Below are 23,266 nucleotides of genomic sequence, written 5' to 3' on the forward strand. Positions count from 1 at the left end.
CGCCGCTGGTCGGCAAGACTGTCCCCGTAACCGCGACGGAGGACGATCATGACTGCAAACGAACCGCCGGTGTGTGATTTCAACTGGCCGGCCCCGGATTTCCGGCTGCCGGCCACGGACGGGCGTATGTATACGCGGGATGATATTGCGGGCCCAAACGGTCTGTTGATCATGTTCATTTGCAACCACTGTCCCTATGTTCTGGCCGTGCTGGACAGGATCGTGCGAGACGGCAAGGCGTTGCAGGAGCTTGGCATCGGCGTGGCGGCGATTTGTGCCAACGACGCCGACGCCTATCCGGACGACAGTTTCGAGAACATGGTCAAACTGGCAGAAAATGCCGGCCTGCCATTTCCCTATCTGCATGACGAAGAGCAAGCGGTTGCGCGGGCCTATCATGCCGCGTGCACACCGGATTTTTTCGGCTTCGATTCCAAGCTGGGGCTTCAGTACCGCGGCCGCCTGGATGCGTCGCGTATGTCCCCCGCCGAACCGGATGCGCCGCGCGAGCTTTTCGAGGCGATGAAGCAGGTGGCGGAAACCGGTGAAGGCCCGCGCGACCAGATTGCCTCGGTCGGCTGTTCGATCAAGTGGAAACCGGCTGCGTGAGCGCCGGCCCTTTGCCGTAGAGGATGTAGTAAAGACCTGAGATCGTTCAGGACGGGCCGATGACAAGAAACCGGCGACGGCAGACAACTTCGCAAGCTGTTTGAGATGCGTCCCGGCGATCCGGACGGAGCTGCCATCGCGTTTTCCAGTGGAATGGCTGTATTCAGTGACATCCAAGCACGTACGCCGGCCCGAAGCGCGTGCGCACCATACCCTTGACGACCCCGGTTCATTTCGAAAATCAACCTAGAATGCGGCAACGTTTTAGGTTGAAATCCCGGTCGAGGCCTTCCGCACGCAGCATCCGGGCCAGGCGGTCGCTAATGAAAAAAGACCCGCGAAAACACTTTTCCACCCACGTGTCCGGACCGATCAGTGCATCCGCGCTCAAGGCCAGATCGTCGTCTTGCCAGTCCGAGTGACGACGCCGGGTTCGTGCACGATCCCGTTCCGGCCAGTCTCTGGGTGCGGTCGTTTGGTCGGCCTTCGGGGACGCGTCGGCAAGAAAGCTTTCCTTTTGATTGCCGATGTCCCAATACATGTGCCTGTAATGCAGTGGGGTCACCTGGTCCTGCTTGAAAAACTGCGTCTCATAAAGACCGCCTTGTCCCAAATCGACCTGTCGCAAGACATCGGCGACTTCTGGAGACACGAGAAAGAACCCTACGACATTGAAGTGATTCAGCTTTCGCGGATTGTTTTTCTCGGCGAAAGTCCTTTTTGGAATATCCTCTCGGCTCAAAGGATATCCGTAAGAGCTTCTCGCGACGCATTTCTGCGCTTGTTTAATCGCATCTGCACCTTGAAAATAGATGTCCCCGGCGAAATCATGATAGGAGCCGGTCAGCGCATCACTCGCCCAAACATAGTCGCTCATTACTGTTTCCCACTTGTTCGATGGCTCGTGCCCAAGAAAATCCTTGCCCGAATTCGATCAGGTTTGAAGACTGATGTTTTAAAAAAGGAAGGCACTTTTCCAGTTTTCGCCGCGATGGAGACCGGTCTCGAAGCAGAGCCCCATGCAGGGGCAGGATTCGTTAGCCTGAGCGCGAAGCGGTCATCGCGCGCCAAGCCGACAACAAGCTCTCATATGCATCATTTACCGCAAAGGGCCAGGTGTACGGGACGGCGCTTGCGCTGCACGAAACATTCGCACATATTCCTATAATAGAATTCTTGGGAGGACTATCATGAGACTGACCCGACGTCACCTGATGGCGACCGGTGCGTCCCTGCCACTTGCCGCGGCGCTGCCGCGTTGGAGCCTGGCGGACATATCCCTTGGCGATGCTACAGTTACGACTGTAAGCGATGGCAACCTTGTCCTGCCGGGCGATTTTATCTTCGAGCAGATGCCGCAGGACGAACTACTGCCGATTCTTGACGCCGCCGGGCAAAGCCGGGGCGAGGTGCGTCCGGAATGCAATCTGACCCTTTACCGCGACGGCACCAACACAGTGCTATTCGATGCCGGTGCCGGTCCGAATTTCATGCCCAGCGCGGGCACATTGCCGGCAAGCCTGGAGGCCGCCGGGCTTGCGCCAGAGGACATCACCCACGTGGTATTCACACACGCGCATCCCGATCACATCTGGGGCATTTTGGACGATTTCGGAGACCTGCTGTTCCCGCAAGCCGTGTACATGATGGGCCGCGCGGAATGGGCTTACTGGTGGGATCCCGAAACCGTGAACACCATCGGAGCCGAACGTGCCGCGTTCGCCGTGGGCGCGAAGAACCGGCTGGAAGCGATAGAGGACGCAGTCGCGTTCTTTGATGACGGAGAAGAGGTGCTGCCGGGAATTTTCGCGGTGTCCACGCCGGGCCACACGCCCGGGCACATGAGCTTTGAGCTGCGTCGCGGAACGGATGCGGCGATGGTCATTGGTGATGCGATCGCCAATCACCATGTGGCCTTCGCCCGGCCTGAATGGCCGAGCGGATCGGACCAGAACCCAATCATGGCGGTGGCGACCCGCAAGGCCTTGTTGGATCGTCTGGCCGCCGAGGATTTGACCCTGATTGGTTTCCACTTGCCCGAAGGCGGCATCGGCCGGGCCGAAGCGACCGAAACCGGATATCGGTTTGTCGAAATGGACGCGTGACGCCCGCCCTGACGGCGGTCGGGCCGGGCTTTACTCGGCGGGAACCGCGGCACCCCGCGGGGCGAGGACGGCCCGTGTCACGACTGCGCCCAGCACGATGAATCCAAGCGCCAGAAGAGCGGCGATGCTGAGGTTCGCGCCACCGCTGAGGCCTGCGCCGATGGTGCACCCCCCCGCCAGCACGCCGCCAAAGCCCATCAGCACCGCGCCGGCACTGTAGCGCAGCGTCTGCACGGGGGACGAAAAGCTTTGCAAGGCAAGCTCGCCGCGCGCTGCCGCGCTGAGGAAACTGCCGACGATCACGCCGCCGATGACGCCGACGCCAAACCCCGCCGGCACGGCGGTGGATGCGATCGCATAGAAAAGCGTGTCGGTCCACGGCAGGGTAAAGGCCATCGACTGTGCCGGCAGCGGATCGAAATCATCAAGCAGAAGGACGGAGGTTCCGGCCCAGCCCGCGACGACCACGAGGCCGATCACCGCGCCCATGACAAGGTGCAGGACGCGGGCGCCGGAGCGGTGTGCGAGCAGGACTGCGACGGCCAGCAAGCCCAGTGCCACGGCGGGCGCCAAGCCGGGAATGGACGCGAGGCTGCCGATGCCGAAGTCATACTGGATCGCTCCGAGGGATGTGCGCAGAGGGGCCAGAACGCCCTTGAGCGTTGCGTGGGCGACAATGGCGAAAAGCGCAATGACGCTGACCGCGCGCAGGTTGCCCGTGCCGGCAAGCACTGTCAGGCGGGACATGCAGCCGCGTGTGAGCACCATGCCGATGCCGAAAGCGAGCCCGCCCACGGCGATCGCTGCGACTGGCACGCTGCTGGACAGGTAGCGGTGGTCGCCAAGCTCGACCCAGCCCATGACCCCTGCCAGGGCCATGCCGCCGATGGCCACGGCAAGCGCGACCAGCCAGACCGAGAGCGCCGAGCGATCCACGCCGTCTTCGCCCGCCACGGCACGCCTCAGACAAAAACGCGAGATCTGGGCGGCAACACCGAAGGCAAGGCCCAAGAGCGCGCCAAGCAGAAGATGCAGGGTTTGCACGGGCAGGTCGAACGGCAGGGAGTCGAGCAGCATGGGTCACGTCCTGATTCAGGTAATCCGTCCTTATCTGGTGTGATATCGCGCGAGTCAAAACCCAAGGCGAAGAGCATTGTTCCGGCTTTGGCGGCAAAGAAGAAACAACGTTCCGGAACGCGGAAAACGTTACAACCCCGGACCATCGAAGGACGGTCCGGCGAAACGGATTTTCCTATTTCTCGTGTGGGCGGAATATTTTTCCGATCACTGCGCTGCGATGGGCAGCCGGGCAAGCTGGCACTGCGCCCAGAGCTTTTCAAGGGCGCCGATCAGACGCTCGACATCTTCGGCGGAGTGAACCGGGGAAGGGGTAATACGCAGCCGTTCGGTGCCCTTTGGGACCGTGGGATAGTTGATCGGCTGGATGTAGATACCATGATCTCGCATCAGCACGTCCGAGATGTATTTGCACTTGACCGGGTCGCCCACCATCACCGGGATGATGTGACTGGGGTTCTCGATATGCGGCAGGCCGATGGCGTCGAGCCGGGCGCGCACCTCGGCCACGCGGGCCTGTTGCTGGCTGCGTTCCTCGCTGCTGTGCTTGAGGTGGCGCACGGCGGCAGCGGCACCGGCGGCGACGCAGGGCGGCAGGGCGGTGGTGAAGATGAAGCCCGAGGCGAAGGAGCGGACGAAGTCGCACAGCTCGGTCGAGGCGGCGATATAGCCGCCCATAACGCCGAAGGCCTTGCCCAGCGTGCCCTCGATCACGGTCAGGCGGTCCATCAGGCCCTCACGCTCGGCGATGCCGCCGCCGCGCGGACCGTACAGGCCCACGGCGTGCACTTCGTCGAGATAGGTCATGGCGCCATACTTGTCGGCGAGATCGCAGATTTCCTTGATGGGGGCGATGTCGCCGTCCATCGAATAGACGCTCTCGAACGCGATCATCTTGGGGGCGTTTGCGGGAAGCGCCGCCAGCTTGGCCTCGAGATCGGTGAGGTCGTTGTGTTTCCAGATGACTTTCTGGGCGCGACTGTGCCGGATGCCTTCGATCATGGACGCGTGGTTGAGTGCGTCGGACAGCACCACCAGCCCGGGAATGCGCGATGCCAATGTGCCCAGCGCGGCCCAGTTCGAGACGTAGCCCGAAGTGAAGAGCAAGGCGCTTTGCTTGCCATGCAGGTCGGCCAGCTCGGCCTCTAGCTGCACGTGGGCATGGGTGGTGCCCGAGATATTGCGCGTGCCCCCTGCCCCGGCGCCGGTGGTGTCGAGGGCGTCGTGCATGGCCTCGAGCACGGCCGGGTGCTGGCCCATGCCGAGGTAATCGTTCGAACACCAGACCGTCACTGTCCCGGGGCCGTTATAGCAATTCGCTTGCGGAAACTGCCCGCGCCGCCGCTCCAATTCCGCGAATTCGCGATAGTTGCCTTCGGCCCGCAACCCATCGAGTTCGGAGCGGAAAAATTCCTGGTAGTTCATCAGTTCTCTGTCGCCTCTTTCACGATCTCGGCCAGCAGGGCCTCGACCTTTTCCATCGGACCATCGGGGTAGTCGCGGTAGCCTATCGTCACGGCGCCTTCTGCGTCTTCGGCCACGAAGATACCGTAGGGGCAATGCGCGATGTTCATCGGGTCGGCCTCCATCACTTCGCGCGACACGACGGCCGAGCAGAAGATGAAGATATCCGCTTCCTTGAACAGCATCACGTCGCTGCCCACGTCCTCGCCCGTGCGGTTGAGCATTTCGCCGACATGGCTGACGTAGTCGATGACCAGTCCCTGCCCCACGATCGCGGTTTCCACGGCGAAGGTCGCGTCGTCGAACGTGCCGTCATAAGGCATAACGATCGGAGCTTCGGCATGGGCGGCAGTGGCCAAGGCCAGGGCAGCCGTCAGAATCACGGGTTTCAAGGTCGGTCCTCCTAGGTGTCGGTTTGGTGTCGCACAGGGGCGCCGCCCCGGTCTTTGACCGAGATCAAAGCCGGGACTGCGGGTTGGCTTAGCCGAACATGTCGGTGGTGATGCCGGTGTACCAGCCTTCGGACTCTTCGTAGGTCGCCTTGCGCAGGGCGGAATCCTCGCCGGTTTCGCTGATGAAGCTGTCGACCGAGGCGATCTTTTCCTCGGTCGGCTCGTAGGTGGCGCCGACCTTGACGCCGTCATCGGTGGCGATGAGCGACCAGCACGTGTTGGAATATTTCGCCGGGAACACCTTGGACCCGGTCAGCGCGCCGCGCACGGCGTTGGCGCAGACCTTGGCCTGGCTGTTGGCGGCGAAGCCGGATTTGGGCATGTCGCCCTGTTCTGCCGAGTCGCCCAGAACGTAGACATCGGCATCCGCGCGTGCGGACATGTCGGCGGGATTCACCGGTGCCCAGTTGCCATCGGTCACACCCGCCATCTCGGCGATGCGGCCTGCCTTTTGCGCGGGGATGACGTTGCAGACATCGACTTGGGTCTCCTCGCCGTCGATGGTGACGGTCATGTTCGCCGGATCGACCGAGACGTTGCCGCCGCCGAATTCCTCGCCGATCCAGTCGACCATGCCCGGGTAGTGCTTGTTCCAGCCTTCCTGGAAGAGCGACATCTTGGAGAATTTCGGCTTGGGGTCGGCCACGATGATCTTGGCGGTCGGATTATTTTCCTTCATGAAATGCGCGACCATCGAAACCCGCTCGTACGGGCCCGGGGGGCAGCGATAGGGGTTCGGGGGGGCCACCATGGCAAAGGTCCCGCCCTCGGGCATCGCTTCCAGCTGGGCGCGCAGAAGCTCGGACTGCGAGCCGGCCTTGTAGGCATGGGGCATTGCGTTCTGTGCCTCGATGCTCCAGCCTTCGACGGCCCCGTCCACGAAATCGATGCCGGGGCTGAGGATCAGCTTGTCATAGGGCAGCGTTGACCCGCCAGCGAGCGTTACGGTCTTGGCGTCACGGTCGACATCGACGGCCCAGTCGTGAAGGACATTGATGCCGGCCGCGGCGAGCTTGCCATAGGTATGGCCGATATCGCTGATTTCCTTGAAGCCACCGATATAGAGGTTCGAGAAGAAACAGGTGAAGTAGGTGCGCGTAGGCTCCACAAGGGTTACGTCGATGGCGCCGTCGCTGTCCTTGGCGATATAGCGGGCCGCCGTGGCCCCACCTGCACCGCCGCCAATGACGACGACGCGCGGTTTGCCCGCGCCTTGCGCCAGCACGTTCGGCGCCGCGAGCGTCGTCGCCGCGGCGGCTGTCGTTCCAAGGAACGTCCGTCTGTTGAGTGTCATGTTTAGTCCTCCCAAAGGTATTATTATCTTTTTTGTTCCGTCAGTTGGCCGAAATAGGCGGCGAGTGCGGCGATCTCCTCATCGCCCAGGCGTCCGGCGACCATCTGCATCACCGGATGGTTTCTTTGCTTGTTCTTGTAGGCGTGCATGGCGACCACGAAATCCTCCTCCGGCCAGAGCACGATAGACGGGATACCGTCGTTGGAGCCACCGGCTTGATGGCAGGCCACGCATTCCCCGCTGAGATATTCACCATATTCCGGGTCGCCCACAAGCGCGAGGATTTCCGGATCGAGGTCATGATCGCTGCCCTGGATGGTCGGGTCCGCCTCGGGAATGTCGCGGGGATTGTCGGAAAAGCGCCGCAGGTAGGCGATCAGGTCCAGACGCTCCTGCGGGTCCGGGAGCCCGTCAAAGCTCATCCGGGTGCCCGAGGCGATCGCAGTTGGGTTTTCCAAGAAGACGTCGAGGGTTTCGGCGTGCCATTCCAGCCCGCCGGTGCCGGCGCGCTTGAAGCTTTCGGAATAGGGGAAGCCTACTTGCGTGGCGGCCTGACGGCCGAAAAGACCGTTCAGATGCGGGCCGATGCCATGCTCGGCCCCCTTGCCCACTTCGTGGCAACCGGAGCAGTAGTCGAACACCTCCTTGCCGGCCTCCGGGTCGCCCTCTTCCGCCGCCGCGGAGGTGGCACAGGCCAGACAGCCTGCCGCCAAGGCAAAAAAGAGCGAGCGGCAGCCGACCGACATGCGGTCAGTCTCCGAAACTTGATAGATAGGCGATGATCGCGTCGATATCCTCGCGCTTCTTGAGACCGGCGAAACTCATCTTGGTGCCTTTCATATAGCTTTTCGGCGCGGCGAGGAATTCTGCCATGGCGGCCTCGTCCCAGACGCGGCCTGCTTCGGCGGCTTCCTCGAACACGCCGGAGTACTTGAAGTCGTCGTGGCCGCCGATTGTCGCGCCCATGACACCGTTCAGCACCGGACCGACTCGGCTCTTGGCGCCTTCGCCCACCATGTGACAGGCCTTGCACTTGTTGAAGACTTTTTCGCCTGCCGCCACCAGCTCGGGATCGGGGCCGGCGCCTTCGTCGGCCTCTGACGTGGCCGCCTCGGTGGGTTCGAGGTCTGCGGAGGCCACCTCGATCTCTTCCGCCACGTCTTCGGCGGCAGGTTCGGCGGCGGCCTCTTCATCGGCGCTGTCTTCCTCGGGCGTCACGTCAATGACAGAGGCGCGCATGGTGATCTGGACGCTGTCCTTGCAGCCTTCCATGCAAGGCTCGGTGCGCCAGATCGGGTATTCCGTTTCGGGGCGGTCGTCGATGATGAAGCCGTCGGCGTTGGGCATCTCGAAGGCGGCGAAGTTTTCGTGGCTAAGCTCGAAATCGTCTTCGACGAGGTAGTTGGAATAGAGGATGTAGGCGGTGATCGCGTAGACCTCATCGGGGCTGAGCGACTGCGCGTTGCCGAAGGGCATGGAGCGGTTCACGTAGTCCCAGACGGTCGACAGGTAGGGCCAGTAGGAGCCGACGGTTTTCACCGGATCCTTGTCGGCGAGCGTGTCGAAGCCGCCGGCCAGAACCGGCCAGTTGCCGACGCCCTCGGCGAAGTCACCGTGGCAGACGGCGCAGGCTTCGGCGAAGACCTCTTCGCCGGTGGCCACGTCACCGCGGCCTTCGGGCAGGCCGATGCCGCCGGGGCGCACGTCGACGTCCCATGCGGCGACCTCTTCGGGCAGCGCTTCGCGGCCCAGGCCGAAGCCGCCTTCGGGTGTGGGGGTGGCGGCGGGTTCAGTCTCCGCCGCATCGGTCGAGGCCGCGTTGGCCTGTGACACCAGCACCGGGGCAAGCGACGGTATGTCGACGACGAATTTGTCGGCCAGCACGTAGGCCATCGTCAGGACGCCCGCGGCGCCACCGGCGGCGGGTGCGAAAATCTTAAGAAACTTCGACATTTTCAGCCTCCCCGCTGGCTTTGACGTGCCAGGTCTGGATGCAATTGTTGTGGTAGACCGAGTTTTCGCCGCGCACCTCGCGCAGTTGCGCCTTGGTCGGTTGAACATAGCCCGTCTCATCCATCGCGCGGGCCTGAAGCAGCATCTCCTCGCCGTCCCAGGTGGTGTCGAGGTAGAAGCGGGTCAGCGCCTTGCTGTCGCCTTGCGTGCCGAGGCGGGCGGTTTCCCACGTCACGCCGCCGTCGCGGGAGACATCGACACGGGTGATCTTGCCGTGGCCGGACCATGCAAGGCCGGAGATGACCAACGGTCCGGGGCCGTGGGAGATGGGCGATTGCGGGCTGGGGGAGGTGATGACCGATTTGGCATCCATCACCCAGGTCCATTTGCGGGCCGTGCCGTCGGCCAGGACGTCGGTGTATTTCGACGTCTCCTCGCGGCTTTCCACGGGGCCGTCCATAACCTCGATCCGGCGCAGCCACTTGACCCACATGTTGCCTTCCCAGCCAGGCACCACGAGGCGCACCGGATAGCCGTGCTCCTTGCGCAACGCCTCGCCATTGGCCTTAAAGGCGACGAGGCAGTCGTCCAAAGCCTTTTCCATTGGAATGGACCGACCGTTCGAGGACGCGTCGGCGCCTTCGACATAGACCCACTTGTCCTTGAGATCGCCGGCGGCATCCAGCCCCGCCTCTTCCAGCAGGGTGCGCAGGGTGACGCCGGAATACTCCATGTTGTGGATCATGCCGTGGGTGAACTGCACGCCGTTCAACTGTGCGCCCGCCCATTCCATGCCGGTATTGGCGGCGCATTCGCAGAAATAGACGTGGTTTTCGCGCGGAAAACGCTCGAGATCGGCGTAGTGGAAGACCAGAGGCTTATCCACGAGGCCGTTGATCATCAGGCGGTAATCTTCTTTCGCGAGTTCGATGGCGCCGGAATGGTGACGCTCGAACGCGCAGCCCTGCGGCGTGATGGTGCCGTCGAGCGCATGGATCGGCGTGAAGTTGATCGAGCTGATCGGATCGGCGGTCAGCCACGGCACGTTGCGGCGGACCACGTCATCCTCGAACCGGATCGGCAGGCCGTAGGGGGTTTCATCGACCCCCTCGCCGGTGATGGCGGCCCAGTCCTGAACCTCGGTGATCAGCGGATCGGGTTCGTTCGCTGCCGCGGCCCCTGCCACGGAGCCCGCGACGGCCGCCGCGCTGCCGCGCAGGAAGGCGCGGCGGGAGGGGGATTTGAAAAGATCATTCATGGCTGAACGCTCCCTTGATGAATGCTCAGACGCCGGTCACTTCGACGCTGTCGTTTTCCTGCACCGTGACGGTGCCCATTTTGCGGATGTGGCTTTCGACCACGTCCCAGATCTGCGGCCCTTCGGTGCCTTCGTTGACCGAGGCCCAGCCGGCGATGACGTAATTGCGCGCGGGGTCGATCGGCTCGCCCGTCTTGAGCAGGGTCATGTTGCTGATCCGCTCGCCCTGCGGCGCGCTGACGTCGATGGTGTAGCCAAGCCCGCCGGTGCGGACCATGTCACCGCCCTGCTGGTAATAGGGGTCGGGGTTGAAGATGTTGTCGGCCACGTCTTCCAGCACGACCTTGAGGAATTCGCCGGTCATTTCCGTGCGATACGCCTCGCCATAGGTCATGGAGGTGACGTTCCAGATATCCTCGCGGGTGATGTCCTGACCGGGGATCAGGGACGGGCCCCAGCGCACGCCGGGGCTGAGCGCGATCTCGGCGTCCCGTTCGGAGAGGAGCGCGTCGCAGATCAGATCGTCCCAGCTGCCGTTGAAGTTGCCGCGGCGGTAGAGCAGGCTTTCGGTCTGGCCGATGACCTCGGACAGTTGGTCCGTATACGGAGCGCGCTGTTCGTCGATCAGCGCGGTCATCTCGGCGTCGGGTTCGATCACGTCCGAGAAGATCGGGATGAGCTTGTGGCGATAGCCCATCATCCGGCCGTCGCGAATATCGAGGTCGACGCGGCTGACGAACTTGCCGTTGCTGCCCGAGGCAATGATGAGCGTCTCGCCCGGCAGGACGGGTTCCGGCAGGGCGTCGTGGGTGTGGCCCGACAGGATCACGTCGATGCCGCTGACCACAGTGGCCATCTTCTTGTCCACGTCAAAGCCGTTATGGCTAAGCACGACAACGCATTCCGCGCCTTCGCTGCGCACCTGGACGACCATGGCCTGCATGTTCTCGTCCCGAATGCCGAAGGCGTATTCCGGGAACATCCAGCCGGGGTTGGCGATTGGCATGTAGGGGAAGGCCTGACCGATCACCGCGATCTTGGTGCCGCCGCGTTCGAACGTCGTGTAGGGCGGGAAGAGATCGGTGGGTTCGTCCCACTCTGCGTCGAAGATGTTCTGGCCGAGCGCGGCAAACGGGAGAGAGGAGACGAGCTCGGCCACGCGATCGGACCCCAGCGTGAATTCCCAGTGGAATGTCATCGCATCGGGTTTGAGCGCGTTCATCACGTTGACCATGTCCTGGCCCGCCGTGTGATAACAGGTGTAGGAGCCGTGCCACGTGTCGCCGCCATCGAGCAGAATGGCGTCGGGACGGTCGGCGCGGATCGCGTTGATCACGGTTGCGACGCGGTCCAGCCCGCCGACGCGGCCATATTCGCGGGCGAGCGACGTGAAGTCGCCGCTGCTGAGGGCATAATGGCTGGGGCTGCCATCCTCGATCCCGTAGAGGCGGCGGAAGTCGGCGCCAGTCACGTGCGGCACCTCGCCCTTGTTCTCGCCAACGCCGATATTGACCGAGGGTTCGCGGAAATAGATCGGCTTCAGCTGCGCGTGGATGTCGGTCACGTGGATCAGGGACACGTTGCCGAACGTATCGAACTGCAATAGCTGGTCCTGGGTCAGCGATTGCTGCGCGGCCAGCCTGGCCCAGTTGCCAAAGCCCGAGGCCCCGACGAGCGCCGATGCCGCCATGCCGACCTGAAGGAAATCCCTGCGCGAAATCATGAGTGCTCATCCTTTAAGACATATGCGCATATTTGAATATAGCGCGGATGAAAAAGGCCCCGCCTTTGCGACGGAGCCTTGAACTGAGTTTAGTTGCGGACCGAGGGTCCTTCGACGCTGAGGCCGTTGCCGCGCGAGGCTACGTAAAGTTCGAGTGCCACGAATTCCGGGCTGCCGGGCGAGAAGGTATGCGCCCGGGTATCACGAATGCAGCCCTTGAAGCGGGAATGCACGGCGTTCAGTTTGGTGTTCTTGAGCCGGTAGGTCGGGAAGCCGTTGATCTGACCCTGGCTGAGATGGTCGGCGCGGATCATGTTGCCCCAATTGTCCTCGTGGCAATTGGCGCAGCTGAGTTCCAGCTGACCGTAGCGGGTGTAGTAGATCTCCTTGCCCTTTTCCCAGGTGGACTGGGCCGGGCCATCAATCGCCACGTTCACCGGCATTCCGCGCGACACGGACGCGAGAAGGGCGGACATGTTGGTCATGTCGCCGCCGGCGTATTTCCAGGGCTCGGCGCCCATGCGGTTTTCGCGGCAGTCGTTGATCTGCATCTCGATCGTGCGCACCTCGCCCGCGGCCTCGTTCCACTTGGGGTAGACCGCCCTGACGCCGGCCATGCTGTCGACGTCGTTGTGGCACGAGGCACAGGACTTGCCCTCGGACCCTTCCGCGGTCTTCCAGACCTCGCCGGCCTGTTCGACCCAGAGCATCGCGGGGTTGTCGAAATCGTCGGTCTGCACGGCCTGCGTCTCGTCCGAGCGGAAGCGCCAACCGGAATAGATCGTGTCCAGGCCGTCGAGATGCGCCGGCGCGTCGGTCTTGGTGACCATCTCGATCTCGTCATTGACGACCAGTTCGTCCTCGTCCGGCCCGGCATAAGCGGCCAGCGCGAACACGCTGGCGGCCGCTGCCATGATCAAACGCCCACCCGTTACAGTCGTTCTTGTCATGTTATCCTCCCTAGCGCCTCGAAGCGCCTTATCCGACCGTAACCGTCTGCGTCTCTTCGTAGACGGAGCCGTCATCATCGTACCAGGTGAACTTGAAGTCACCGGTTTCGGGCACGGTCGCCTCGAACTCGAAAAACGGGTTGGTCGAAATCGCCGGCTCCATCTTGACGTCGATCACGTTCTCGCCGTTGAAGTCGACGACGAAGCGGTTGATGATCGAGCGCGGGATGGTGTTGCCGTCGTCATCCTTGCGCTGGCCACTTTCCATCTGGTGGCTGATCAGCGTCTTGATGGTGATCGTCTCACCGGCGCTTGCCGTCTTCGGGACCTTGACGCGGGGTTTTACACCTTCGGCCATAATCTGTTCTCCTTGTCCTTAGCTCAGCCGCCGCAGCCGCCGATGGTGACCTTGATGTTTGCCGAGGCCTTCTTGAACGAGCCGTCCTGCATCTCTGCGACGGCGATGACGTCCTGGGTCCCGGCAAGGCGGATCCGGGTGGCCGCGAATTGCGAGGCGGCCAGCGGGCCGAACTTGAACGTGGCCACGGCGGGCGTCGGATTGCCATCGGCAAAGACCGAAATGGCGACGGCACCCGGTGCGCTGACCTCGATCGGCACGGTGTTGCCGTTCTCGGCGATTTCAGGCGCGGTCAGTTCGACACCACCTTCGCCCACGTCGGCGCCCCCGGTGAATTTCGCGATCGCATCTTCGGTGGCCGATGCAAAGGCCGGCAGCGCGCCGAAGGCCGTCACGGCTGCGCCTGCGGTGCCGAGCACCAGCATCTTTCGGCGATTGAGTTCCATCTTGTCCTCCAGGTATCTGAGTTATTCGTACTTGAGCGTCATCAGGTAGGCGACGACATCCTCGATTTGCTGGCCGGTCAGCAGCGGTTCGACATCGCCCTCATGCGCTTCGCCCGTGTAGGCGTCGCCGAGGCGGGTGAAGCCGTCGACCTTGTAGAAGGCCGGCATCATCGTGCCTTCGAACATCTGCTTGGCATTGGCCACGATACCGCGCAGCTCCGCCTCGCTCCAGCGGTCGGCGACGCCATCGAGCGGCGGGCCGATTTCACCGTGGAATTGCAGATGCGACAGGTCCGAGACCGCGTGGCAGGCGATGCAGTTGCCCGCCCCCTTGTTCATCAACTCGGCACCCGCTTGCGGATCGCCGGGCTGGCCGGTCAGTGACGTTTCCACCGCCCCATCGGCGTAGTTCACATCCTGGGGTGCGATGGTTTCCGCTGCCGCGACGGTCGCGAAAAGCGCGGTCGCGGAGACAAGAGCCGTTAGACGTGTCATGTACCCTCCCGTATGACAGTTGTTACAAGCTTGCACATACAAAACCGATTCACGCAACAACAAATTCAAGTAAATGAATTTCTAAATCTGTTTGCTCCCGCAGAAGATGCAGGCCGTCGGCTTTGCGCGTGCAGAAAGTCATGCGGCTATTCGCCAAGTTTGCGCGCCAGGTATTTCTGGAAAGGCTCATCGGTTTCATAACCCTTTTCGACAACCCAGCGCAGCAGGTTCAGGGTGGTTCCCTTCTCGAACGCGCCGGGCATCGTGACGACCGCCAGCTCGTCGGCTGGCAACTCGCCTTCGCTCTCTTCGGGGAAAAACATCATCGTGGGGGTGAACATGGCGTTCCAGCGGCGCACGGCCTCTTTCTCGGGCATGGCTTTGTCGTCGAAATCGGTCACTTCGACATCGCCGAACATGTTGATCTGCACGACGAAGTAATTCTCCTCGATGAACTGCTTGATCTCGGGGACGACAAACACCTCCTCGTGCATCTTGGTGCAATAGATGCACCCGCGCTGTTCGATCAGAACCAGCAGGCGTTTGCCTTCGGCGGTCGCCTCTTCGAGGTCGTCGCCCAGATCCTTGAACGTGTCGCGCATCCAGGGCGCCTTGTGCAGGCCGTCATCGCCCAATTCGGCGGCGAACACCGGCAGCGCCACCAATGCGGCGAATAGAGTGGCGAAAAGTCTGGTCATCTGACTGAGTCCTCCGAATTATCCGATTGTGCTGAACCAGGGGACATTTTCAAGCATCCACTGGGCAATGATGTTCACCGAGTTGGTCGCGATCAGGACGCCGAACAGGATCAGCAGAGCGCCCATGATCTTCTCGACAAGGCCAAGGTGACGGCGGAACCGCGCCATGAACCGCATGAACGGCCCGATGAAGAGCGCCGCCGCGATGAAGGGCAGCGTCATGCCCAAGCCGTAGACGAAAAGCAGTATCGCACCCTGCGACGCCGACTCCTGCCCTGCCGCCGTGAAGAGGATGGCCGCCAGAACGGGGCCGACGCAAGGGGTCCAGCCGAAGGCGAACGCAAGGCCGATCACGAAGGCCCCCACGAGGCCGACATTGCTGGTGTCGCCCGCATCCGCTCGGAATTGGCGATAGAGAATGCCGATTCGGATGACGCCGAGGAAATGCAGGCCCATTGCAATGATGATCGCCGCCGCGACCCAACGCAGGATATGGAAATACTCCTGCACCAGCTGGCCGAAGGCGGTGGCCGAAGCGCCCAGTCCGACAAAAACCGTGATCACGCCCAGCGCAAAGAAACACGCGGCGAGAAAGGCGCGAATACGCACGCCGCGGGAAACCTCAGCCTCGGCCGTGATCTGGTTCATCCCCACACCGGCCAGATAGCTTAGATAGAAGGGCACCATAGGCAGGATGCAGGGGGACAGGAACGACAAGAGCCCCGCGATCAACGCCCCGTAGATCGTCACGTCAAACATTCACACGCCCACCGCATTTTCTTGAAATATTCGAATATTAGATTATGATTGGATTTAGCAAGCCGTCAATCGGAGTTTCACGTGGCAGCGATCAGAGCAGTCCTGCTCGTTTTCCTGACCTGGCTTCCCGCGCCCCTGCTGGCAGAAACCTATCTGCTGATGGCCGAGGAGGACGGGTGTTACTGGTGTGCCCAATGGAACGAGGAGGTTTCGGCGACATATTCCAAAACTCCCGAAGGACAAGCCGCGCCCCTGCGCCGTTATGACCTCTACAGCGAAACGCCGGACGTGGACTTCGCCCGACGGGTCCGATTCACGCCGACCTTCATCCTCGTCCGTGACGGCACCGAACTGGGCCGAATCGAAGGATACCCCGGAGAGGACTTCTTCTGGGGCCTGCTCGGCAAGATGCTGGAAGAGGCGCGCATCGACCTCGACAAGACAGGCTGACGGAAATCCATGACACTCGACCCCCAGAATTCTTCCGACGCATCCGAGCCCGAAACGCGGCTGCCGGTGCTCGACGCCAACATGTGCGCCGAGGACATGGAAAAGATGATGAAGAACGCCCAGCGGGCGTCGAACTTCCTCAAGGCGATCAGCCACGAGGGGCGGCTTATGATCCTGTGCCATCTGGCCTCGGGCGAGAAGTCGGTGACGGAACTGGAGGATCTGCTTTCGGCCCGTCAGGCGGCGGTGTCGCAGCAGCTGACCCGGCTTCGGCTGGAGGGGCTGGTGACGCCGCGACGCGAGGGCAAGGCGATCTATTACAGTTTGGCAGACGACAGGCCGAGGCAAATCATGGAAGTCGTCTATGACCTTTTTTGCAGGGAAGACTGACCGGGATTGAGGAGAGGTTCCGGTCACTAAACGGGAACCAAGATGCTGGACGTTCTGGGCGAAGCGAATAGCGCGGCGCTGATCGGGCTGTTGGGCGGCCTCGCCTTGGGGCTGGCCGCACGCTTGGGAAGATTCTGCACGCTGGGCGCGATTGAGGACGTGCTATACTCCTCGGACGACCGGCGCATACGCATGTGGGGCATCGCCATCGGCGTGGCGATCATAGGCACGCACTTCGCGATGGCCGGCGGGTATATGGACGGAGCCGCCACCGCCTACCTGGACCGGGTCTGGAACCCCTTGGGCACCATCGTCGGCGGGCTGATGTTCGGGTATGGCATGGCGCTGTCGGGCAATTGCGGCTACGGCGCGCTGGCGCGGCTGGGGGGCGGCGACCTGCGGTCTTTCGTCATCGTGATCGTGATGGGGCTGTCGGCCTACCTGGTGATGTCCGGCCCGCTGGCCCATTTCCGCGTCTGGCTTTTCACTGTCGAGGAAGGCGCGACATCGCCCCAGGGGTTCAGCCAGTTGGCGCAGGCGCATCTGGGCATTGGCCCCGCGCTGACCGGCCTGCTTCTCGGCGGTGCCATCCTGATATTCTCCCTCGCCAGCGCCCGGATGCTGAGCTCGTTGAATATGGTTTTCTGGGCCGCCGTGGTAGGAATGGCCATCGTCCTTGGCTGGGTCGGCACCTATTGGGTCGCCATGACGGGGTTCGAGGCCGAACCGATCGAGACGCATTCCTTTGCCGCGCCCATCGGCGACACGATCTATTACGCGATGACCGCCTCGGGCAACAGCCTGTCGTTCAGCGTGGGCTCGGTGCTGGGCGTGGTGGTGGGCGCCTTCATCGGCTCCTGCTTCAAGGGGCATTTCCGGTGGGAGGCCTGCGAGGACCCGCGCGAATTGAAGCGCCAGATTTTAGGGGCGGCCCTTATGGGCCCTGGCGCGATTTTGGCGGTGGGGTGCAGCATCGGCCAGGGGGTTTCGGCCTTTTCGGTGCTCGCCTTTTCCGCGCCGGTGGCGTTTCTGGCGATCTTCGCCGGGGCGGCGCTGGGGTTGAAACAGCTGATCACCGGGTTCGCGCCGGCGGATTAAGGAAACAACAGCCAATAAGAAAGGCCGCACCTGAGCGGCGCGGCCCTTCTGTTTGCGTCGGGGCGATTTTAGCCCAGCACGGTCTTCACTACCTTGCCCAGCTTGGTGGCCACTTCGTCGGCCTCTTCACGGGTCATGCAGAAGGGCGGCGCGAAGCCAAGGATATCGCCCTGCGGCATGGCGCGGGAAATCACGCCTTCCTTGACCAGTTCACCGGCCAGCCGTGCGCCGACCTTCTCGGAGGCGTCGAAGAACACGCGGTCGTCGCGGTCCTTGACGAATTCCACGGCGCAAAGCAGCCCCTCACCGCGCACCTCGCCGACATGGGCGTGGTCGCCCACGGCCTCGGTCAGCGCTTTCTTGAAGTAGGCCCCCACCTCGCCCGCGTTCTGCACGAGGTTCAACTCGTCGATCAGCTTGAGGTTGGCGACACCGGCAGCTGCCCCGATGGGATGCGCCGAGTAGGTCCAGCCGTGGCCGATGGGGCCGTTCTCGTCGGTGCCCTGCTCAAGAACTTTCCAGACCTTGTCGGACACGATGGACCCCGAAAGCGGCGCATAGGCCGAGGTCAGGCCCTTGGCGATGGTGATGATGTCAGGCTTCAGGCCGTAATGGTCGGAGCCCATCATGCTCCCCAGGCGGCCAAAGCCGGTGACGACCTCGTCGGCAATCAGCAGGATGTCGTGCTTGGCCAGCACTTCCTGGATCGCGGCCCAATAGCCTGCGGGCGGCGGCACGAGGCCCCCGGTGCCCAGCGCGGGCTCGCCGATGAAGGCGCCGATGGTGTCGGCCCCCTCGCGTTCGATCAGCGCCTCCAGTTCGGCCACGCAATGGGCGACGAATTGTTCCTCGGTCTGGTTCACGTCGGCGCGGCGGTAGTAATAGGGCGCCTCGGTGTGCAGCACCTGCGCCAGCGGCAGGTCGAATTTCTGGTGGAAGAGGTGCAGCCCGGTCAGCGAGCCGGTCATCAGGCCCGAACCGTGATACCCGCGCCAGCGCGAGATGATCTTCTTCTTCTGCGGAAGCCCCCGGATGTTGTTGTAGTACCAGACCAGCTTGATGTTGGTCTCGTTCGCGTCCGAGCCACTGAGGCCGAAATAGACTTTCGACATGTGGTCCGGCGCGCGGTCCAGCACCATCTTGGCGAGCGTGATCGCGGCCTCGGTGCCGTGGCCGACATAGGCGTGGTAATAGGCCAGCTCGCGCGCCTGGGCGGCGATGGCGTCGGCAATCTCGGGCCGGCCATAGCCGACGTTCACGCAGTAAAGCCCGGCAAAGGCGTCGAGCAGGCGGTTGCCGTCGCGGTCCTCAATGTGACAGCCGGAGCCGCCGGTCACGATGCGCTGCGGCGCCTCACCCCGGGCGAATTCGGCCAGGTGGGTCGAGGGATGGAAAAAGTTCTCGCGGTCCCACTGGTCAAGTTGATCGTTCTTCAGCATTCGTACTCTCCTTAGCCCCAATCGCGGCAGACGTATTTGATTTCCATGAACTCTTCCATGCCCCTTCTGGCCCCTTCGCGCCCAAGGCCGGATTGCTTGACCCCGCCGAACGGGATCGGCGCGCCGGTCACCTTGGTGCGGTTGACCGCGACCATGCCGAATTGCAGCGCGCGGCTGAGCCGGTAGATGCGGCGCGGATCGTGGGCGTGGACGTAAGCCACAAGGCCGTACTCGGTGTCGTTGGCACGTCGGATGGCCTCTTCCTCGGTTTCGAACGGTGTGATCGGCGCGACAGGCCCGAAGGTTTCCTCGCGCATGATCTCGGCCTCGTCCGGAACGTCAGTCAGCACGGTCGCATCATAGAACAGACGCCCGAGCGGATTGCGTTTGCCGCCGCAAGCCAGTTTTGCGCCTTTTTCCAACGCGTCGGCGACATGCGCCTCCTGCTTGGCCACGGCGCCTTCGTTCATCAATGGCCCGAGGTCGCAATCATCCATGCCGACGCCGATCGTCAGCGCCTTCGTGGCGTTGGTGAAACGCGTGCAGAATTCATCGTAGATGCCGCGCTGGACGTAGATTCGGTTCGCGCCCAGGCAGTCCTGACCGGAGGTGGCGAACTTGGCCTTGATGGTCTCGGCAACGGCATGATCGAGGTCGCAATCGTCGAAAACGATGACAGGGGCATGACCGCCCAGTTCCATCACCAGCTTCTTCACGGTTTCCGCCGACGCGCGGTACAGCAGCCGCCCCACCTCGGTCGAACCGGTGAAGGACAGCGCCCGCACGCGCGAGTCGTCGGTCCAAGGCGGCACAACGGTCGAGGCGCGGCCCGTGACCACATTGAACACGCCCGGCTCGACGCCTGCGCGCTCGGCCAGCTCGGCCAGCGCCAGCGCCGAGAACGGCGTTTCGTGGCTGGGATGAGCGACGATGGTACAGCCGGCGGCAAGTGCCGCGGCGGCCTTGCGGGTCAGCATCGCCGAGGGAAAATTCCACGGCGTGATCAGCGCAACGACGCCGACGGGTTCAAGCCACAGCTCGACCTCTGCGGTGTTGAGGTGGCTGGTAACGCCTTCGATGTTCGGGCGCTTTGCCTCTTCTGCATAGAATTCGACGAAGGACGCGGCATAGTCGATCTCGCCCCGCGCCTCGGACAGGGGTTTGCCCTGTTCGGCGACCATCAGCTTGGCCAGATCCTCGCGGTTCTCGATGATCAGGTCGAACCACCGGCGCAGGATCGCGGAGCGGTCCTGTGGCAGCATGGACGACCACTTGGGAAAGGCCTCTTGGGCAACGGTGACGGCCTCGGCGCTTTCTTCTGCCGATAGGCTGGCAACTTCGCCGACGACCGCGCCATCGGCGGGGTCGGTCACGGTCAGGGTGCTGCCATCTGCGGCGGCGACCCATTTGCCACCCACATAGGAAAAGTTGCGCACCAGGCGCAGGTCTTCGATCAGTCGCAATGACGAGTCGGGCATTAGGTCCTCCTTTGACTTGAGGAGGTTTTATCGGCTTTCGGCAATGGGTGAGCCTGAATGCGACCCGTGCAGAAGACGAAGCATCTGCACATCGGCTGGGGTGGCAGAAGAATCTACTTCTGACCCAAGATCACATCCAGCGGCGGGGGCGTCAGGCCTTTGACCGGCTTGGTCACGACGTAACTGAAATAGCGCGCCATGCCGATCCTGTCGTTGAGCATCTGGTCCACAAGACGCTGATACGAATTGATATCGGCGGTCACAACTTGCAGCAGATAGTCATACCCGCCGCCGATCCCCCAGCACGCCACGATTTCGGGATGGTGCAGGACCGCATCTTCGAAAATACGGAACGTCGCGGCGGTATGATCTGTCAGTTCCACCGCCACGAACACCGTGACGTGCGGCCCCAGCTCGCGCAACGCGATCTCGGCGCGGTAGCCGCTGATCAGACCGGCCTTTTCCAGCCGCTTCAGCCTTTCCCAGCACGGCGAGGCCGACAATCCGACACGGTCGGCAAGCGCGGCTTTCGTGATCCGTCCGTCCTCGGCCAGAACCTTGAGGATCTCGATATCGCGCGCGTCCAGCCGTGTCATGGTCGGGTCAGGTCCGAATACGCGTACCCGCATCGGGCAGCGCCGCGCGGACGTGACTGGCGATGGCTGTATCCTGCGCCCCGGTGCCGGTGAGGTCGCATATGGTGATGTCCTGCGCCGACTGTCGCCCTTCGGTTTTGCCCACAACGATCTCTCCCAGTTCCGGCGGCGTGACGCCTTCCAGAACGCCTGCCACCCGGGCCGCTTCCAGTTCGCCGCTGGTTTCACATTGGCTGACCCGATCGCACACATAAAGGTCTGAGTCTGCGATGGCCTGCGGGTCGATCTCGTTCTTGCCTTCCTGGTCGGCGCCCATGGCGGTGATGTGAAGCCCGGGATGCAGCCAGTCAGCCATCAGCACGGGATTGCGCGCCGGTGTCGTCGTGACGACAAGCTGGCTGTCGGCAACCAAGGTTGCGGGATCGTCCACGGCTACGGCCTCGATCCCCAGTGTCGCGGCAAGATCCTTGGCGCAGGCGGCGGCCTTGTCGGCACTTCGCCCATGCACGAGCACACGTTTGAAAGGGCGCACCAGGTGTGCTGCCTGCATCTGAAGCCGCGCCTGCACGCCGGTTCCTATGACACCTGCTGTCTCGACGGTGTCAGGGGCAAGGTGCCGCGCCGCCACGGCCCCCGCAGCGGCGGTGCGGATGTCGGTCAGATAACCGTTGTCCAGATAGACCGCCTCGACCAGCCCGGTCTTGGCCGAGAAGAGGATCATCAGGCCGTTGAGGCTGGCAAGGCCCAGTGCCGGGTTGTCGAAGAAGCCCGGACTGACCTTGATCGCGAAGCCGTCGAAGCCGGGGATATACGCGGTTTTCACGTCGACCTCGGCATTGGCTTGAGGCAGGTCCATGGACAGGATCGGCGGCATTACCACCTCGCCGCCCGCAAGCGCGGCAAAGGCGCGTTCGATGACGTTCACCATGTCCACGTCCAGCCGGATCGCCGCTCGCAGGTCGGCCTCGGTCACGATCTGGATTTCATGTGCCATAGGCGCGTCCTTTCACCAGCGTGTCGCCCAACCGGATATCCTCGCCCGCCATGATCCGGTGGAACATGCCCATATCCAGGTTGCGCCCCGTGATGATGGTGCCGACAGGCCCCGGCAGGCCAGAAAGCTTGCCAGACAAAAGCGCGGCGATGCCGACAACGCAGGCGCCTTCGGCGACGATACGGTCCTCGTAGAACAGCACCTGCATGGCGTGATAAATTTCTTCCTCGGTCACCAGCACGGTTTCATCCAGATAGTCCCGGCAGAGCGCGAAGGACAGCTTGTTGTTCATCCCAATCCCGCCGCCCAGGCTGTCGGCGAGGCTTGCGACCTCTTCCACCTCGACCGGACGCCCCTCGGCGATAGAGGCGTGCATGGCCGCGCCCCGGTCCATGCTGATGCCGATGACCTTGATCGCGGGATTGATCGCCTTTGCCGCAACGGCCACACCTGCGGCCAGCCCGCCGCCCGACAAGGGCACGAGGATCGTTCCAAGGTCGGGACGGGCCAGCAGCATTTCCAGCCCGATCGTCCCCTGCCCTGCGATGACATACGGGTCGTCGAACGGTGAAATCTCGACCAGGCCCTCAGTTTCGACCAGCTTCAGGCTTTCGGCCAGGGCATCGTCCTGGCTGCGGCCACAGGTGCGCACCTCGGCCCCCAGGGCCCGTATCCCGTCGACCTTGGCCTGGGGCACGAGGTTCGACATGCAGATGACGGCCCTAAGCCCGCGATGCGCGGCCGCATAGGCCACGCCGCGCCCGTGATTGCCGGTCGAACAACAGGTCACGCCCCGCACGTCGTCGGCCAGGTTCATCACCGCGTTCACCGCTCCGCGCAGCTTGAACGCGCCGATGGGCTGCATGTTCTCCAGCTTGAGCAAAAATTCCGAGCCGGTTTCGCGCGTCATGAACGGCGATGGCACGAAGGGCGTGTCGTCGGCGACGCCCGCAATGGTTTGTCGTGCGGCCAGGATGTCGGACAGGGCAAAGGCCAAGTGGGCACTCCTTGAACTTCTTGCGTTGCGGTCGCGGCTAAGCCGGACCGCGGATGGCTTCGCCTCAGGATGCGGGAAGGGAGGGGCGAAACGCAACCGGAATGCACATCATCGTGCGCAGACGGGTCCCCGCGACCTGCGTTCAGAAACAGCGCGCGGTCCGATAGGATTGGCAGAGGTGGG

At 62.9% G+C, this 23,266-nt stretch carries 25 protein-coding genes; 5 read left to right on the forward strand and 20 right to left on the reverse strand.

Annotated features, from left to right (window positions below; genetic code table 11):
- Positions 1–48: 48 nt before the first annotated feature.
- The gene (locus XM53_RS08690) at positions 49–609 is read left to right on the forward strand and encodes a thioredoxin family protein (RefSeq protein ID WP_057792330.1); all 561 of its coding nucleotides are present in this window, start codon (positions 49–51) and stop codon (positions 607–609) included.
- A gap of 241 nt (positions 610–850) precedes the next feature.
- Here XM53_RS08690 and XM53_RS08695 read toward each other — a convergent pair whose 3' ends face one another.
- The gene (locus XM53_RS08695) at positions 851–1,486 is read right to left on the reverse strand and encodes a hypothetical protein (protein ID WP_057792333.1); all 636 of its coding nucleotides are present in this window, start codon (positions 1,484–1,486) and stop codon (positions 851–853) included.
- 313 nt (positions 1,487–1,799) lie between these two features.
- On the opposite strand from XM53_RS08695, the gene XM53_RS08700 reads away from it, so the two are divergent.
- Positions 1,800–2,714, forward strand: coding sequence for an MBL fold metallo-hydrolase (locus XM53_RS08700; protein WP_057792335.1), 915 nt, complete (start codon positions 1,800–1,802; stop codon positions 2,712–2,714).
- 30 nt (positions 2,715–2,744) lie between these two features.
- Here XM53_RS08700 and XM53_RS08705 read toward each other — a convergent pair whose 3' ends face one another.
- The 14 genes from XM53_RS08705 to XM53_RS08770 all read right to left on the reverse strand — a co-directional run bounded on the left by XM53_RS08705 (position 2,745) and on the right by XM53_RS08770 (position 15,641).
- Entirely contained in the window at positions 2,745–3,791 is a 1,047-nt protein-coding gene (locus XM53_RS08705; protein WP_057792337.1) for a YeeE/YedE family protein, read from the reverse strand.
- 207 nt (positions 3,792–3,998) lie between these two features.
- Positions 3,999–5,216 carry a 5-aminolevulinate synthase gene (hemA, locus tag XM53_RS08710; RefSeq protein WP_057792339.1) on the reverse strand — a complete coding sequence of 406 codons (1,218 nt, stop codon included), beginning with the start codon at positions 5,214–5,216 and terminating at the stop codon, positions 3,999–4,001.
- The gene (locus XM53_RS08715; protein WP_057792342.1) at positions 5,216–5,647 is read right to left on the reverse strand and encodes a DUF302 domain-containing protein; all 432 of its coding nucleotides are present in this window, start codon (positions 5,645–5,647) and stop codon (positions 5,216–5,218) included. Before XM53_RS08715 ends, hemA begins: the two co-directional genes overlap by 1 nt.
- An 88-nt stretch (positions 5,648–5,735) precedes the next feature.
- Positions 5,736–7,001 carry an NAD(P)/FAD-dependent oxidoreductase gene (locus XM53_RS08720; RefSeq protein ID WP_057792344.1) on the reverse strand — a complete coding sequence of 422 codons (1,266 nt, stop codon included), beginning with the start codon at positions 6,999–7,001 and terminating at the stop codon, positions 5,736–5,738.
- 23 nt (positions 7,002–7,024) lie between these two features.
- The gene (locus XM53_RS08725) at positions 7,025–7,747 is read right to left on the reverse strand and encodes a c-type cytochrome (RefSeq protein WP_057792346.1); all 723 of its coding nucleotides are present in this window, start codon (positions 7,745–7,747) and stop codon (positions 7,025–7,027) included.
- Positions 7,748–7,751: 4 nt separating this feature from the next.
- Positions 7,752–8,954 carry a c-type cytochrome gene (locus XM53_RS08730; RefSeq protein ID WP_057792348.1) on the reverse strand — a complete coding sequence of 401 codons (1,203 nt, stop codon included), beginning with the start codon at positions 8,952–8,954 and terminating at the stop codon, positions 7,752–7,754.
- Positions 8,938–10,212 (reverse strand): sulfite dehydrogenase, encoded by a 1,275-nt coding sequence (gene soxC, locus XM53_RS08735; protein WP_057792350.1) that lies wholly within the window; start codon positions 10,210–10,212, stop codon positions 8,938–8,940. The genes XM53_RS08730 and soxC overlap by 17 nt, the downstream gene beginning before the upstream one ends.
- A 25-nt stretch (positions 10,213–10,237) precedes the next feature.
- Positions 10,238–11,935: a thiosulfohydrolase SoxB gene (gene soxB, locus XM53_RS08740; RefSeq protein WP_057792352.1), complete on the reverse strand. Its 1,698-nt coding sequence runs from the start codon at positions 11,933–11,935 to the stop codon at positions 10,238–10,240.
- 89 nt (positions 11,936–12,024) lie between these two features.
- Positions 12,025–12,849, reverse strand: coding sequence for a sulfur oxidation c-type cytochrome SoxA (gene soxA / locus XM53_RS08745; protein ID WP_144435495.1), 825 nt, complete (start codon positions 12,847–12,849; stop codon positions 12,025–12,027).
- A 64-nt stretch (positions 12,850–12,913) separates the two neighbouring features.
- Positions 12,914–13,243: a thiosulfate oxidation carrier complex protein SoxZ gene (soxZ, locus tag XM53_RS08750; RefSeq protein WP_057792356.1), complete on the reverse strand. Its 330-nt coding sequence runs from the start codon at positions 13,241–13,243 to the stop codon at positions 12,914–12,916.
- 23 nt (positions 13,244–13,266) lie between these two features.
- Positions 13,267–13,689 (reverse strand): thiosulfate oxidation carrier protein SoxY, encoded by a 423-nt coding sequence (gene soxY / locus XM53_RS08755; RefSeq protein WP_057792358.1) that lies wholly within the window; start codon positions 13,687–13,689, stop codon positions 13,267–13,269.
- Positions 13,690–13,710: 21 nt separating this feature from the next.
- Entirely contained in the window at positions 13,711–14,184 is a 474-nt protein-coding gene (soxX, locus tag XM53_RS08760; protein ID WP_057792360.1) for a sulfur oxidation c-type cytochrome SoxX, read from the reverse strand.
- Between the two features lie 146 nt (positions 14,185–14,330).
- Complete coding sequence (locus XM53_RS08765) at positions 14,331–14,882, reverse strand: thioredoxin family protein (protein WP_057792362.1); 552 nt, start codon at positions 14,880–14,882, stop codon at positions 14,331–14,333.
- Positions 14,883–14,900: 18 nt separating this feature from the next.
- Positions 14,901–15,641: a cytochrome c biogenesis CcdA family protein gene (locus XM53_RS08770; protein WP_057792363.1), complete on the reverse strand. Its 741-nt coding sequence runs from the start codon at positions 15,639–15,641 to the stop codon at positions 14,901–14,903.
- An 81-nt stretch (positions 15,642–15,722) separates the two neighbouring features.
- On the opposite strand from XM53_RS08770, the gene XM53_RS08775 reads away from it, so the two are divergent.
- The 3 genes from XM53_RS08775 (at position 15,723) to XM53_RS08785 (ending at position 17,579) form a co-directional block, all read left to right on the forward strand.
- Positions 15,723–16,091, forward strand: a complete 369-nt coding sequence (locus XM53_RS08775) for a thioredoxin domain-containing protein (RefSeq protein WP_144435490.1) — start codon at positions 15,723–15,725, stop codon at positions 16,089–16,091.
- A gap of 81 nt (positions 16,092–16,172) precedes the next feature.
- Positions 16,173–16,481, forward strand: a complete 309-nt coding sequence (locus XM53_RS08780) for an ArsR/SmtB family transcription factor (protein WP_057792425.1) — start codon at positions 16,173–16,175, stop codon at positions 16,479–16,481.
- A gap of 42 nt (positions 16,482–16,523) precedes the next feature.
- Positions 16,524–17,579: a YeeE/YedE family protein gene (locus XM53_RS08785; protein WP_057792365.1), complete on the forward strand. Its 1,056-nt coding sequence runs from the start codon at positions 16,524–16,526 to the stop codon at positions 17,577–17,579.
- 68 nt (positions 17,580–17,647) lie between these two features.
- On the opposite strand, the gene XM53_RS08790 is transcribed toward XM53_RS08785, so the two are convergent.
- The 5 genes from XM53_RS08790 to eutB form a co-directional block, all read right to left on the reverse strand.
- Complete coding sequence (locus tag XM53_RS08790; RefSeq protein WP_057792367.1) at positions 17,648–19,018, reverse strand: aspartate aminotransferase family protein; 1,371 nt, start codon at positions 19,016–19,018, stop codon at positions 17,648–17,650.
- A gap of 11 nt (positions 19,019–19,029) precedes the next feature.
- A complete protein-coding gene (locus XM53_RS08795) occupies positions 19,030–20,496 on the reverse strand; it encodes an NAD-dependent succinate-semialdehyde dehydrogenase (protein WP_057792369.1) in 1,467 nt (488 codons plus the stop codon).
- Positions 20,497–20,609: 113 nt separating this feature from the next.
- On the reverse strand, positions 20,610–21,092 hold the full coding sequence (locus XM53_RS08800; RefSeq protein ID WP_057792371.1) for an Lrp/AsnC family transcriptional regulator: 483 nt from the start codon (positions 21,090–21,092) through the stop codon (positions 20,610–20,612).
- Positions 21,093–21,099: 7 nt separating this feature from the next.
- Positions 21,100–22,086 (reverse strand): cyclodeaminase, encoded by a 987-nt coding sequence (locus XM53_RS08805; RefSeq protein ID WP_057792373.1) that lies wholly within the window; start codon positions 22,084–22,086, stop codon positions 21,100–21,102.
- Positions 22,076–23,083 (reverse strand): hydroxyectoine utilization dehydratase EutB, encoded by a 1,008-nt coding sequence (eutB, locus tag XM53_RS08810; RefSeq protein WP_057792375.1) that lies wholly within the window; start codon positions 23,081–23,083, stop codon positions 22,076–22,078. Before eutB ends, XM53_RS08805 begins: the two co-directional genes overlap by 11 nt.
- Between the last annotated feature and the right edge of the window lie 183 nt (positions 23,084–23,266).

Origin of the sequence: Roseovarius atlanticus, from assembly GCF_001441615.1 — a bacterium.
In the GTDB taxonomy this organism is placed as follows: Bacteria; Pseudomonadota; Alphaproteobacteria; order Rhodobacterales; family Rhodobacteraceae; genus Roseovarius; species Roseovarius atlanticus.